The 11,836-nt window shown below is 67.6% G+C and carries 12 protein-coding genes and 1 tRNA gene; 4 read left to right on the top strand and 9 right to left on the bottom strand.

Annotation, left to right across the window (positions count from 1 at the left end):
- Nucleotides 1–56 precede the first annotated feature (56 nt).
- The 4 genes from FH608_RS47050 to FH608_RS47035 form a co-directional block, all read right to left on the bottom strand.
- Nucleotides 57–1,181 (bottom strand): PucR family transcriptional regulator, encoded by a 1,125-nt coding sequence (locus FH608_RS47050; protein WP_139637740.1) that lies wholly within the window; start codon nucleotides 1,179–1,181, stop codon nucleotides 57–59.
- Nucleotides 1,182–1,352: 171 nt separating this feature from the next.
- A complete protein-coding gene (locus tag FH608_RS47045; RefSeq protein WP_139637716.1) occupies nucleotides 1,353–1,784 on the bottom strand; it encodes a DUF350 domain-containing protein in 432 nt (143 codons plus the stop codon).
- 52 nt (nucleotides 1,785–1,836) lie between these two features.
- Nucleotides 1,837–2,979, bottom strand: a complete 1,143-nt coding sequence (locus FH608_RS47040) for a glutathionylspermidine synthase family protein (RefSeq protein WP_139637715.1) — start codon at nucleotides 2,977–2,979, stop codon at nucleotides 1,837–1,839.
- A 3-nt stretch (nucleotides 2,980–2,982) separates the two neighbouring features.
- A complete protein-coding gene (locus tag FH608_RS47035) occupies nucleotides 2,983–3,381 on the bottom strand; it encodes a hypothetical protein (protein ID WP_394367749.1) in 399 nt (132 codons plus the stop codon).
- Nucleotides 3,382–3,468: 87 nt separating this feature from the next.
- On the opposite strand from FH608_RS47035, the gene FH608_RS47030 reads away from it, so the two are divergent.
- Nucleotides 3,469–4,515, top strand: a complete 1,047-nt coding sequence (locus tag FH608_RS47030; RefSeq protein ID WP_139637714.1) for a PHP domain-containing protein — start codon at nucleotides 3,469–3,471, stop codon at nucleotides 4,513–4,515.
- 198 nt (nucleotides 4,516–4,713) lie between these two features.
- Nucleotides 4,714–6,411 carry an RICIN domain-containing protein gene (locus FH608_RS47025; RefSeq protein WP_139637713.1) on the top strand — a complete coding sequence of 566 codons (1,698 nt, stop codon included), beginning with the start codon at nucleotides 4,714–4,716 and terminating at the stop codon, nucleotides 6,409–6,411.
- Nucleotides 6,412–6,424: 13 nt separating this feature from the next.
- Here the strand turns inward: FH608_RS47025 and FH608_RS47020 are convergent, their stop codons facing one another.
- Nucleotides 6,425–6,634 (bottom strand): hypothetical protein, encoded by a 210-nt coding sequence (locus FH608_RS47020; RefSeq protein WP_139637712.1) that lies wholly within the window; start codon nucleotides 6,632–6,634, stop codon nucleotides 6,425–6,427.
- Nucleotides 6,635–6,793: 159 nt separating this feature from the next.
- Nucleotides 6,794–7,498 carry a cytidylate kinase family protein gene (locus FH608_RS47015; RefSeq protein WP_139637711.1) on the bottom strand — a complete coding sequence of 235 codons (705 nt, stop codon included), beginning with the start codon at nucleotides 7,496–7,498 and terminating at the stop codon, nucleotides 6,794–6,796.
- A 724-nt stretch (nucleotides 7,499–8,222) separates the two neighbouring features.
- Here FH608_RS47015 and FH608_RS47010 point away from each other — a divergent pair.
- Complete coding sequence (locus FH608_RS47010) at nucleotides 8,223–8,789, top strand: DUF6461 domain-containing protein (protein WP_139637710.1); 567 nt, start codon at nucleotides 8,223–8,225, stop codon at nucleotides 8,787–8,789.
- A 50-nt stretch (nucleotides 8,790–8,839) separates the two neighbouring features.
- Here FH608_RS47010 and FH608_RS47005 read toward each other — a convergent pair whose 3' ends face one another.
- Both FH608_RS47005 and FH608_RS47000 read right to left on the bottom strand, forming a co-directional pair.
- Nucleotides 8,840–9,076, bottom strand: a complete 237-nt coding sequence (locus FH608_RS47005; protein WP_139637709.1) for a hypothetical protein — start codon at nucleotides 9,074–9,076, stop codon at nucleotides 8,840–8,842.
- A 930-nt stretch (nucleotides 9,077–10,006) separates the two neighbouring features.
- Complete coding sequence (locus tag FH608_RS47000) at nucleotides 10,007–10,474, bottom strand: DUF4240 domain-containing protein (protein WP_139637708.1); 468 nt, start codon at nucleotides 10,472–10,474, stop codon at nucleotides 10,007–10,009.
- Between the two features lie 455 nt (nucleotides 10,475–10,929).
- On the opposite strand from FH608_RS47000, the gene FH608_RS46995 reads away from it, so the two are divergent.
- The gene (locus FH608_RS46995) at nucleotides 10,930–11,682 is read left to right on the top strand and encodes a site-specific integrase (protein ID WP_317135622.1); all 753 of its coding nucleotides are present in this window, start codon (nucleotides 10,930–10,932) and stop codon (nucleotides 11,680–11,682) included.
- A 68-nt stretch (nucleotides 11,683–11,750) separates the two neighbouring features.
- Here FH608_RS46995 and FH608_RS46990 read toward each other — a convergent pair.
- A tRNA-Val gene (locus tag FH608_RS46990) sits at nucleotides 11,751–11,825 on the bottom strand.
- Nucleotides 11,826–11,836: the final 11 nt, after the last annotated feature.

Below are 11,836 nucleotides of genomic sequence, written 5' to 3'. Positions count from 1 at the left end.
CCTACAGTGGGGGTTTCGGCGGTATTACGTTAGGGCGCGCCGGGTTTCCTGGCGGTTCACGTCAGGGCGCGCCAGGCTTCCGCACTGTCCGACAGCCGCCCGAGGATCAGCCCCACCTGGAGGGTGAAGGCCGACCTGCCCTCCGTGGGCTGGTAGCCGGTCAGTTCGGTGATCTTCTTCAGGCGGTAGCGCACGGTGTTGGGGTGGACGAACAGCAGCCGCGCCGTCGCCTCCAGCGAGGTGCCCTGCTCCAGGTACGTGGCCAGCGTGTCGAGCAGCGGCGTGCCGGCGAGCGGGAGGTAGACGTTCTCGATGAGCTGCTGCCGGGCGTCGTCGTCGCCGTCGAGCGCCCGCTCGGCCAGCAGGTCCTCGGCGTGCACCGGCCGGGGGGCGTCGGGCCAGCCGCACGACGCCTTGAGCCCGGCCAGTGCCGCCCTGGCGGACCTGGGGGCGGCGTGCAGGTCGGGCACCTCCGGGCCGATGACGATGGGGCCCACCCCGAAGCGGTGCACGACCTGCTTGGCGGCGTCGTTGACGCTCTCGGCACCGCCCACGATCACGATCAGCCGGTCGGCCTGCACGCCGGCCAGCAGGTCCATGCCGATGCGGCGGCCCTTCTCCCGCAGGCCGTCGATGACCGCGCGGGGGTCGTCGCTCGGCGCGTGGCCGGCGATGACGACCACGGGGGAGGAGGTCCAGCCCAGCGCGGCCGCCCAGGAGTGCAGGCCGTCGTCGACCTCGCCGCGTACGAGGGCGTCGACGATCAGTGCCTCCAGCCGCGCGTCCCACGAGCCCCTGGCCTCGGCCTCGCGCGCGTAGACGTGGGCGGCGGCGAAGGCGACGTCGCGGGTGTAGCGGAGCATGGCCTGCTGGAGCTGGTCCTCGCCGCCGGGCGCGGCCAGCTCGTGGGTCTGCGCCTCGACCACCTCGACCACGACCCGGACGATGTCGACGGTCTGCTGGAGCGAGATGGAGCGCTTGAGCTCGCGCGGGGCCGTGCCGAAGAACTCGATGCTCGGCGTGGGGGGATCCTCGCCGGCCGTCGAGAACCACTCGACGAACGCGGCGATGCCGGCCTGCGCGACCAGCCCCACCCACGACCGGTCCTCGGCGCTGAGCGCGCGGAACCACGGCAGCTGCTCGTCCATGCGAGCCATCGCGGCCGTGCCGAGCGAGCCCATGGCCCGCTCGAGCCTGCGCGTGGTGTCCTCCCGGATCCGGTCTGTCACGTCTCCTAGAGTGCCAGCTCCGCGACGATGACCGCGACGGCCACCGGTCGGGATCGGTCGGGATCGGTCACCGGTCGGGACCGGCCGGGCGACCGTGGCGGCCGCGACGGCCGTCCGCCGGTATCAGATGACCGCGACCGCGGTGATGAGGCCGATCGCGAGGTGCGTGGCGGCGAGCAGCCGGGCGCCCGGCTGCAGCTCCGGCTCCTTCACCAGGTCGCGTACGGAGATGCCGACGATCCGGTCGAACACCAGCATCGCCACGGTCTGCACCACGATGCCGACCAGGCCGAACACCGCCGTGCCCGCCAGCCCCTCGGAGAGCCGGCCGCCGGAGGACCAGATGGAGGCGGCCACGATCAGGCCGACGGCGGCCAGGGCGGAGGTGGTGAGCAGGGTGGCGTTCGGGTTGCGCTCGGTGCGGATGATCTCGCTCAGCTTGCCGGGCGTGGCCCAGTCGATGACGTAGAAGCCGACGATCATCAGGATCACGCCGACGGCGGCGTACGCGGCGATGGCGCCGGAACCGCGGGCGAGGATCTCGAGAAGGGTCACGGTGATTCCTATCGGAGTTCGGGGGTGCGGTGGGTGGGTCGGGCGATGCCGGTCAGGCGATGAGGTGGGGCACGAAAGAGGAGGTGTCGTCGGTGATCAGGCCGGTCGTCTCCCTGATGCCGAGGCCGGCGGCCTCGTCGGCGACCACCCAGGCGCCGAGCACCGGCCGCTGGCCCTCGAAGTCGGGCAGCGCCTCGAAGCCCTGGAAGACGTACCCCTCCTGGCCGTAGACGCCCGAGGTCTCCTCGGTGCCCTCGGGCGTGACGATGCGCATGGAGGCGCCCTCCCTGCCCAGCAGCGGCTTGGCGATGTAGGAGGTCAGGTCGCGCGGCCCGTCGAGGTAGGCGGGCAGCAGGTTGGGGTGCCCGGGGTTGAGCTCCCACAGGACGGCCAGCAGCGCCTTGTTCGACAGCAGCGTCTTCCAGAGCGGCTCGATCCAGGTGGCGTGCCGTACGGCCTGCCGCCCGAAGTCGTCGGCCAGCATCCACTCCCACGGGTAGAGCTTGAACGCCGAGCGGATCACGCGCTCCTCGACGTCCACGAACCGGCGGTTGAGGTCGTCCCAGCCGATGTCCTCCATGGCGACGGCGACGGTCGCCAGCCCGGCCTGCTCGGCGGTCTCCTGGAGGTAGGCCACGGTCATGGCCTCCTCGCCGGTCTCGTCCATGTTGGTGAACGCGAAGTGGGTGGGGCCGGGCGGCAGCCGCAGCTCGCGCCAGCGTTCGATGAGCCGCTCGTGCAGGGAGTTCCACTGGTCGGCGCCGGGGTGGACGTCCTGCAGCCAGAACCACTGCACGACCGACGACTCCACGAGCGCGGTCGGGGTGTCGGCGTTGTACTCCAGCAGCCTGGCCGGTCCGGTGCCGTCGTAGCGCAGGTCGAAGCGGGCGTACACGTGGGGGTCGCGGCGCTCCCACGACCGCGCCACCTCCTCCCACGCCCATTCGGGGAGGGCGAAGTCGGCGAAGCGCCGCGTCGAGACCACGTGCTCGACGGCGCGCAGGCACATCTCGTGCAGCTCCTCGACCTGCTCCTCCAGCGCCTCAACCTCGTCCATCGAGAACGTGTAGTGGACGGACTCGTCCCAGTAGGGGCGCGTCAGCTGCTCCGGGTGAGCGGTCCGGTGGTAGGCCAGGCCGTGGCTCTCGATCGTCTTCTCCCAGCCGGCTCGGGGAGTGCCATGCTCGCGGCGCACCTGTCAGCTCCCGCCGCCCCAGTGGCTGCCGAAACCGCCCCTCTGGATGGATTTCCCGTTGCGGCTGGTGATGTTCACGTCGGAGGGCCGGTACGTGGTGCCGTTGCGCACCTTGTTGCCGACCCGGGTGCCGCCGTAATACCAGGTGTACGCCCCGCGCGACCCGCTGTAGTAGTGCCGGGAGCCGTAGTGGTCGTCGTCGTCGCAGTAGTCGTCGTCCACGACCTCGTACGTGCCGTCGCTCAACTGGCGGACGCAGTCGGCGGTGACGTCGTCCTGGGAGGAACAGGCGCTGACCAGCATGGCCGACAGGACGCCGAGGACGGTCAGCGGGATGGCTTTCGACGCCTTGCGCCCGGGTGGCGGAGGCTTCGGGTGGGTTTGCGGCTGATGTACCATCAAGCTCCTGCTTTCATGGGCCGATCAGCCTAGCGGTGGCTCTCGTCCCTGTTCAATGCCGTTGCTGTCGCTCCGGGTATGTTCGCTGCCATGGAACCGGTTGAGGCCCTGCGCGAGATCGCCTTCCTGCTGGAACGCGCGGGGGAGCCCACCTACCGCGTGCGCGCCTTCCGCCGTGCCGCCCAGGTCGTCGCCGACCTGCCCCGTGACGAGCTCGTACGTCTGGCCCGCACAGACGCACTCGGCGACCTGCCAGGCATCGGCAAGGTCACCGCCCTTGTGGTCAACGAAAGTCTCGACGGGCAGGTTCCTACATATTTGCGACGAATGCGGGCAACCGCCGGCGTACAACTCGACGACGAGACCGCGGCGCTGCGGGCCGCGCTCAAGGGTGACCTGCACAGCCACTCGGACTGGTCGGACGGCGGCTCGCCGATCGAGGAGATGGCCGAGGCGGCGCGCGGTCTCGGCCACGAGTACCTGGCGCTCACCGACCATTCGCCGCGCCTGAAGGTGGCCAGGGGCCTGTCCGCCGAACGGCTGGAGCGCCAGCTCGACGTGGTGGCCGGGCTGAACGAGCGGCTGGCGCCGTTCCGGATCCTGACCGGCATCGAGGTGGACATCAACCTGGACGGCACCCTCGACCAGGCGCCCGAGCTGCTCGAACGCCTCGACGTGGTGGTGGCCAGCGTGCACTCCAAGCTGCGCATGGACGGCGACGACATGACCCGCCGGATGGTCACCGCCGTCGCCAACCCCCTGGTCGACGTGCTCGGCCACTGCACGGGCCGGGTGGTACGGGCCGGCGGCGCCCGCGGCGAGCGGCGCCCGGAGTCGTCGTTCGACGCCGAACTGGTCTTCGAGGCCTGCCGCCGCTTCGGGGTGGCGGTGGAGGTCAACTCCCGGCCGGACCGGCTCGACCCGCCGAAGCGGCTGATGCGGCTGGCGTACGAGATGGGGTGCGTGTTCGCGATCGACTCCGACGCCCACGCGCCCGGGCAGCTGGACTGGCAGCGGTACGGGTGCGAGCGGGTGGCGAGGTGCGGCATCGAGGCGGACCGCATCGTCAACACCTGGCCCCTCGACCGGCTCCTCGCCTGGACCTCCCACTCCGAAAACTTTCAACCCCAGGACTGACGGTCTCCCACTTTCCGGCTGAATGCCGAAACTTTCCTCCCTTTCTGCGCCTCTTGTAGCAGGTCAGTGGTGGTGTGGTCACCAGCTGACGCTGAAACTTTTCACTCGATCCTTGACACATTTCGTGGCGATTCTCACACTGATCAGCGTCTGGACACATCTGCGCGCGCGGTGAACCCCCTCGGAAGGAGAGACCTAGTGATCATCAGCTTGGGCCGCTCTAAGATCCGTGCGGCTGTCGTCGCGCTGGCGACGGCGACGGCGCTCGTGGTCGCCGGAGCGGTGACGGTAGTGGTCGCCGAGGCCGCCGCGCCTCTCGCGGCAGGCGTCGAGGACGAAGGCGCCGACTGCGCGGTGCCCGGCCTGCCCGACGTGGGCTCGCTGCCCACCAATTCCCGGCTTCCCGATCCGTTCAGGAAACTGGACGGTACGCGCATCTCCGCCAAGTCCGAGTGGCGCTGCCGGCGGGAGGAGATCAAGAAACTCGCGGAGAAATTCGTCTACGGGGAGAAACCCGGGAAACCGTCGAGCGTCACGGGCTCGGTATCGCGGACCGGCATCACCGTGAACGTCTCGCACAACGGCCGGAGTTCGAGCTTCTCGGCGAGCGTCGACCTGCCGAGCGGGTCCGGGCCCTTCCCGGCCGTCGTCGTGCTCGGCGGATTCGGGGCCGACACCGCCACGATCAAGGCGGCCGGTGCCGCCGTCATCAATTACGACCCGTACGCGGTCGGGCGCGAGGGCACGCCGCGCAACAACAAACAAGGCGCCTTCTACAGCATTTACGGCTCGTCGAGCAGCACCGGGCTGCTGGCCGCCTGGGCCTGGGGCGTGAGCCGGATCATCGACGTCATCGAACAGTCGGGCGGCGGCATTCTCCGGGCGGACGCGACCGGCGTCACGGGCTGCTCCCGATTCGGAAAGGGCGCCTTCGTCATTGGCGCCTTCGACCAGCGCATCGCATTGACCATGCCGATCGAGTCGGGCAGCGCCGGCGTTCCCATTTTCCGCGGAATTCCCGGGGAAGGCGCCCAGAGCCTCAGCAGCGCCTACGGGGAGCAGCCGTGGCTGGGCGACGCCTTCGGCTCCTTCACGAGCAACCCGGCCCGGCTGCCGGTGGACACCCACGAAATCGTCGCCATGGTCGCGCCGCGCGGACTGTTCATCATGGACAACCCCCATATCACCAATCTCGGCCCGAGGTCCGCGAGCGTGGCGGCCCTGGGCGGCGCGGAGGTCTACAAAGCGCTCGGCGCCGGCGACAACATCACCTACTGGTCCGACATCCAGAACGGCAGCCACTGCGCCAACCGGCCCGAATGGCGGACCCCGTTGCAGCAGAACATCCAGAAGTTCCTGCTGAAGACGGGGAACGCGCCTGGGGCGATGAGAATCTCGTCCAGGGCGAGCGGCAACCTGTCGGAGTGGCGCGACTGGCAGACCCCGACCCTCGACGGCTCCGACCCGACGACCACGCCCACCGTCACCCCGACGGTCACGCCGACCGTGACCCCGACCCCGCCGACGGACTTCCGCCTGCGCAACGAGGCGGCAGGCCGCTGCGTCGACTCACCCAACAGCGCCACGGCCAACGGCACCCTGCTGCAGATCTACGACTGCCACGGAAACCCGAACCAGCGCTTCACGTACACCTCCAACATGCTCCAGACCCTCGGCAAGTGCCTGGACTCCCCGACGAACGCCGGCCCCGGCACCCGCGTCCAGTTGTGGGACTGCCACGGGCAGAGCAACCAGCAGTGGACCTTCAACTCCAACGGCACGGTCACCAGCGCCGCCAACAACCTGTGCCTCGCCGTCACGGGCACCGGCAACACCTCGTCCGTGACCGTCGCCTCCTGCAACGGCCAGGCCACCCAGAGGTGGACCAGGTCGTAGCCAGGAAGCCCGTTCAATCCCTTTTGCTGCGATGCTCGGAGATGGCGCAGGCGATCGCTCCGAGCATCGCGATCATCGCTACCCGGAGCAAGAGAGCGCCGTCACGTCCGTCCCCGCTGAGGGTGAGCAACCCTCCCACGACGAGCCCCAGCCACGCGTGCGGATCGTAGATCGTGGGGGTGAGCTTGATCCACCTCGTGGCCACCCTCGTGGTGAGCGCCATCACGGGTGTTGTGCGAGCCCGTGACGTCCGTGCTGGATGCTCCGCCTGCCGAGAGGCCGTGGCCGTCATACGACAGAAGCGGACCCTCCCTCCCCACCCGAGTCAGGCCCGGACCAGTGGATCGTCAAGAGTGCCGGCCCTCCGCCGGACCAGCAATGGTCAGATCCCGCGTATCGATGAGTGCGGCCGGACTTCCCAGGTCGGCCGCTGGAGCTGATCGTTGTACACGACGATGTCGGCGTGCTCGGTTGGGCGGGCCGTGGCGAAGTAGAGCTGCTGTGAGGGGATGTAGCGGTCGCGCCAGGACCGCTCGATCTCGGCGGCGTCGGCGGTGGACCCGGCCGGCGCCGTGCCCCGGTCCCGGGCGCGATCTATCGTCTGCTCGAAGGGGACGGACACGAAGATGCGCAGGTCCCACCGGTCGATGAGTTCCGGGCGCAGGAGGAAGACGCCGTCGAAGAGCAGTACGGCGTCGGCGGGGGCGGTCGTGGCCGGAGGGGACGACGGGGCGTCGGTGTCTCTGTCGTAGACCGCGTGCTGGAACCTGCGATCTCCGCCTGGGCCCAGCGGATCGAGCAGGACCCGGCACAGCGCGGCGCGGTCGTGGGCGTCGAAGTAGCAGCCCTCGGCGGAGTACTGGCCGCGTCGGTAACGCTGTGCACGGGGGAAGAGGAAGTCGTCGATGGTCGCGCGGATGACGTCGCGGTCCTGCCCGCGCAGGACGACGGCGAGTTCGTCGGCCAGCGTGGTCTTGCCGGCGGCGGGCGGCCCGTCGATGGCGACCCGCACCGGGTGCCCGGTCGTGACGGACCTGACCGCCTCGGCCAGCCGACTGATGAGCTCGCCACGCGTGCCTTGGTCCATTCCTGCCTCCACGGTGTCTCTGTTCATCACCGCACGCATAGGCGGCGGTCGCCGGCTCGCGTTCGATGAGGACGCCTCGTTCGAGCGGGCTCCGGCGCCGACGGGCTCAGCGAGGGGATCTCTGCGGCTGTAAGGAGCCAGGATCGCATCCGGTCCCGCCGGAGGCGATGTTGTTCGGTTCCGGGATCTCAGCAATGATCGGCTCACCACGAATGACACGTTCGCCGCCGTCCTCATTGCCATGAAAGTCATCCCCGGCATCGAAGCCGGGTAGTGCTCTCGGTTCGATGGCCTACGCGGGGCTTGTCGTCGGCGCGGTGCTCCTTGTCTACCTGGCCCTTACGGGCGGTTTCCGCTAAGGCGCAGGGAACCGTGAGCCAACGGCAAGAAGCCCGGTAGCAAGATCGCTACGGAGCTTCTTCGTTCTGGTGGGCGGTACTGGGTTCGAACCAGTGACCCCTCGCTTGTAAGAGTAGCTATTTGATCACTGGAGCTGGCGCTTTCGCTGCTCCGGTCTACATTCGATATGCACTCATGTGCATGGTTGCGCTGCGGTGGGCGTCCCTGATGTCACTCAGTTTGTCACTCAACATCTCGATGCCCTGAAGCGTCAGAATCCCCTCCTTGGCCTGCCCAAGCTCCCGCGATAGGACTCGTCGGCGACCACTCCAAGAATGCGCAGGCGACAACGACATTTGTCGGAGTCGGCTGGCATCATGACGACATGACCATGCAGCCCCTCGATATCTCGTGGCTCTGCGGCGAATACGCCGAAGAATGCTACAGCTTCATCTATGTCCGTGCGGCGCCTGAACAGGTGATTGCACGTCTCGGTGGTCGATGGGAGGACTTCACGTCGGGGCCCTTCCCCGACAACGCCGATCACTGCTCAAGGGGGCCTCTCGGCGTCACCTCCGTCGGCGATTGGACGTTCGTTTTCGATCCCGACTGGCTCGGCACTGACGAAGACATGATCACTAGACTCTCCGAGGGCACCCGCCTCGTCTCCCAAGCCGCACTCGGCATCAAGTGCATGGACTACTTCTATTGGTGTGAGGACGGTGAGGTCAGATTCGCCTGGGGAGGCGATGAGGGATACCTGACGGAGATTCCGGACGAACTCGTGGACACGATGACAGAGATCGACAGGCTCTTCCCATCGTCTCCCCGGCTCTACGAGGGACCAGCCTTCCTACTCGTAGAGCACCTGACCGGGATCAGAGCGACGGAGAACCTCCTGAAGGGCTCCACGTTCATGTGGGGCATCGTCCCCACACCAACCAAGTCGTAGTCCCCATGCCCTGCCCGTCTGCCGTCCTGGATGCGTACCCGGTGACCGCGTCACGCGGAGGGCACCGACACGGCCGGGGGCGCGTCGAGGTCGTGGGCGGAACGGGCCAGCCAGACCACGGCCAGGACACCGGCGACCGCCACGACGTCGTCGTAGACCTCCAGCGGCACTCCGCTCAGCCCGCCCGCTACCGTGAGCACGACGGGCAGCACCAGAGCGAGGATGCCGTACTTGACGGTGGCCCGCTCGAAGCGGTCGTTGTCCCACTGGGCCCGCAGGACCAACACGTTCCAGATCAACGACCCGAGGCCGGCGACCAACGCGAGAGCCCCGACTTTGTGCCCGGACAACGCCAACCCCAAGCCGACGGCGGCGCCCCCGTATCCCAGGATGCCGCAGACCCGCAGGATGAGGACATGTCGTCGGGTGCGTCCCACGACTGGAGAGAGCAAGAGCACGACCCCAAACATCGGCACGTATGTCACCACCGCTCCCCACAAGGACCAGCTCGCCAGGAACGGACTGGCCAGGGTTGACGCTGCCGCGACGTACAGGGCCACGCGCAAGCGCCGTGTGTCCTGGTCCTGTTCCGTCGGCGGTCCAGTCAGCGGCCCACGGAGGAACTCCCACAACGCCCAGGCCACCACTAGTCCCGCCAGGGTTGGCAGAAGCACGTTCGGCCACGTCACCTGGATGCTCGCGTCTGGTGCCGTGAACAACGCCATCCACCACAACGCGTGGAGGTCGCCGGCGGCCAATGCGACCACGACGGCGACGGTCAGCGCGGAGAGGTAGATGCCTGTGACTATGAGGGCGGGAACGCCTAAACGGTGACGACGGAGCACGTGACACTTCCCGGAGGAGAGAAGGGAAACGGGACGCCTCACCCTAGCGAGCCGGGCACCCGCAGTCATGTGCGGGCCTCCCCGGAGGTCGGCGTGACGATCGGCCCCTTTGCTTTAATCCAGGAAGGGAATCTGAGTGGTGTGTGTCTCAGCTCAACCGGGCTCCCGCGATAGGACTCGAACCAGGCTCTCCCTGCGTCGATCAGTTCACGCTGATCCGGATGCGAAGGTCAGGCCAGTCAACTGAGTCCAGGCCCGTTCACACTTGTTCATTCTGTGTGGCTCCCGAACTGGCTCCCCTTTTGGCTCTCAGCCAATCACCCTCCTGAGCCGGCCGATTGGGGGCCTCATGTGCCCTGTATCTCATCTCACTTAGTGCAAGAAGAGTGCAGCAAGTCGGGGACCACGGCGTCGGATCTCCTCCGGGTTCGAAAGGTCCCACGGTTCGCCGGCCGGGTCGCCTTCGAAGACGCTCCGCAGCGTATCTGGCCGCCGAGTGGCGATGGCATCATCAAAGTTCTTGCCGGTCGTGTGCTCGTAGGCATGGAGCGCGACATAGAGCAGTGATTCCAGCCATGGCCACTCGCTGTCCTCATCCCAGTCGCTCATTGGCTTGGTCGCGAGCAGCTGCACGGGGCGATGATCCGCCAGTGAATCCACGGCGTCAAGGGCACCTTCGTACACCGCCTTTCCTTGCGCTACCAGCCACAACCTGAAGTACAGGAAGGGATCGTCGCCGCAGTAGCCCTCATAAATCAGAGCGGCTGCACCCCCAGAGATCGCAGTGATAGGCGGCGGAGCATAGGTCGGAAAGGTGCTCCTAAAAGTCCAAGATCTCATCTGCGGGAACCGAGGCCATCATTTCGGTCAATCGATCGGCGAATGCCTCCAATGATTCCGACTCCATCCGGGTCGTTTCAACCGAGTACCAGAACTCATCTCGGTTCACCTCCGCGAGACCAGCCACATCGTTGCTGAGGTACCACCTCGATGGTCTGCCCGTCTGCCGTCGTCCCACCCCACGGGGTAGCGGGCCAGCCGCGGGGCTGCCCCGGCCGTGCGCCCGGTGCCAGGGCCGTGATGGAGCGTAGGCGGCCCTGCGGCTGGTCTGCTAGGGCTTGCCCTGGGACGGCGGCAGGCGGGCAGGCTTCCACGGCAACCCACTCAGACGGGAACGATCTTGGCTGCCCGGAGCCGGAGCGCCCCCGCCGGAGGCATGCAGTAAGGCCAGGCCCAGTGACCCGCGCACGCGTGCGCTGACTGGCTCGCCTCGCGACTCGAGAACTGCGCCCCCTGTGATCAGGCTGTACCGTCGCACGGCGGCCCCTTCCACTCGTCCGCGCCAGCCGTCCGGCGTGCTCTTAGCCGCCCGCCGGGAGCGCCAGCGGAGGCGGCGGCGTTGCCGAGACGGCGGCGCGTGCGGCCCCCTTGGGGCCGCCTTGAAGGCGGCCGAGAACGCACAGCCTCGCATTCGGGCCTACATCGTGGTCTCGCTACTGTCCGGAGCACGAACAGAGGAAGTGCGGGCACTCCAGTGGAGTCATGTGGTCGCTTACGACGAGAAGACCCAGGCATGGCGATCAGTGGTCGAGATCGGTTGGAATCATAAGGAATTCGCCCTCTACGTCTGGCGATCGGTCCGCAAGAAGGGCGAGACCAAAACCCCGAAGTCTCGACGCAGTCTGGCTCTGCCCAAACGCTGCGTGGACGCCCTGAAGGACCTCAAGGAAGCTCAGAACGACGATCGCGAGCTGGTGTTTCCCACCCAGACCGGTTCGAGGATGACCGCCCACAACATCCGCCGTGACTTCAAGAAGGTGCTCGACAGCGCCAAGCTCACCGGCAGGGACTGGGCTCCCCGGGAGCTCCGACACAGCTTCGTGTCCCTGCTCTCGGACCACGACATCCCGATCGAGGACATCTCACGCCTGGTCGGACACTCCAACACCGTCGTCACGGAGACGGTCTACCGTCAGCAGATACGGCCGGTCATCCAAGAAGGCGCGACTGCGATGGATCGCATCTTCCCCGTGGCGGATGATGCCTAGCCAGCCAGCATGTCACTCAGTTTGTTACTCACGCCCCGTTTCCATGATCGGAGACGGGGCGTTTTCGCTGGTGGGCGGTACTGGGTTCGAACCAGTGACCCCTCGCTTGTAAGGCGAGTGCTCTACCGCTGAGCTAACCGCCCCTGATCGGCAC

The sequence above is a fragment of the Nonomuraea phyllanthi genome (genome assembly GCF_006334985.2).
GTDB lineage: Bacteria > Actinomycetota > Actinomycetes > Streptosporangiales > Streptosporangiaceae > Nonomuraea > Nonomuraea phyllanthi.
The sequence above is the reverse complement of the archived record's forward strand: the minus strand, read 5'-3'. Positions and strand labels throughout refer to the sequence as shown.

Bases quoted from the DNA above. Each gene is read 5' to 3' on its own strand.
- FH608_RS47050 (WP_139637740.1), bottom strand. From the start codon at position 1,181: ATGGGCTCGCTCGGCACGGCCGCGATGGCTCGCATGGACGAGCAGCTG.
- FH608_RS47000 (WP_139637708.1), bottom strand. From the start codon at position 10,474: ATGAGATCTTGGACTTTTAGGAGCACCTTTCCGACCTATGCTCCGCCG.
- FH608_RS47030 (WP_139637714.1), top strand. From the start codon at position 3,469: ATGGAACCGGTTGAGGCCCTGCGCGAGATCGCCTTCCTGCTGGAACGC.
- FH608_RS47010 (WP_139637710.1), top strand. From the start codon at position 8,223: ATGACCATGCAGCCCCTCGATATCTCGTGGCTCTGCGGCGAATACGCC.
- FH608_RS47020 (WP_139637712.1), bottom strand. From the start codon at position 6,634: ATGGCGCTCACCACGAGGGTGGCCACGAGGTGGATCAAGCTCACCCCC.
- FH608_RS47015 (WP_139637711.1), bottom strand. From the start codon at position 7,498: ATGGACCAAGGCACGCGTGGCGAGCTCATCAGTCGGCTGGCCGAGGCG.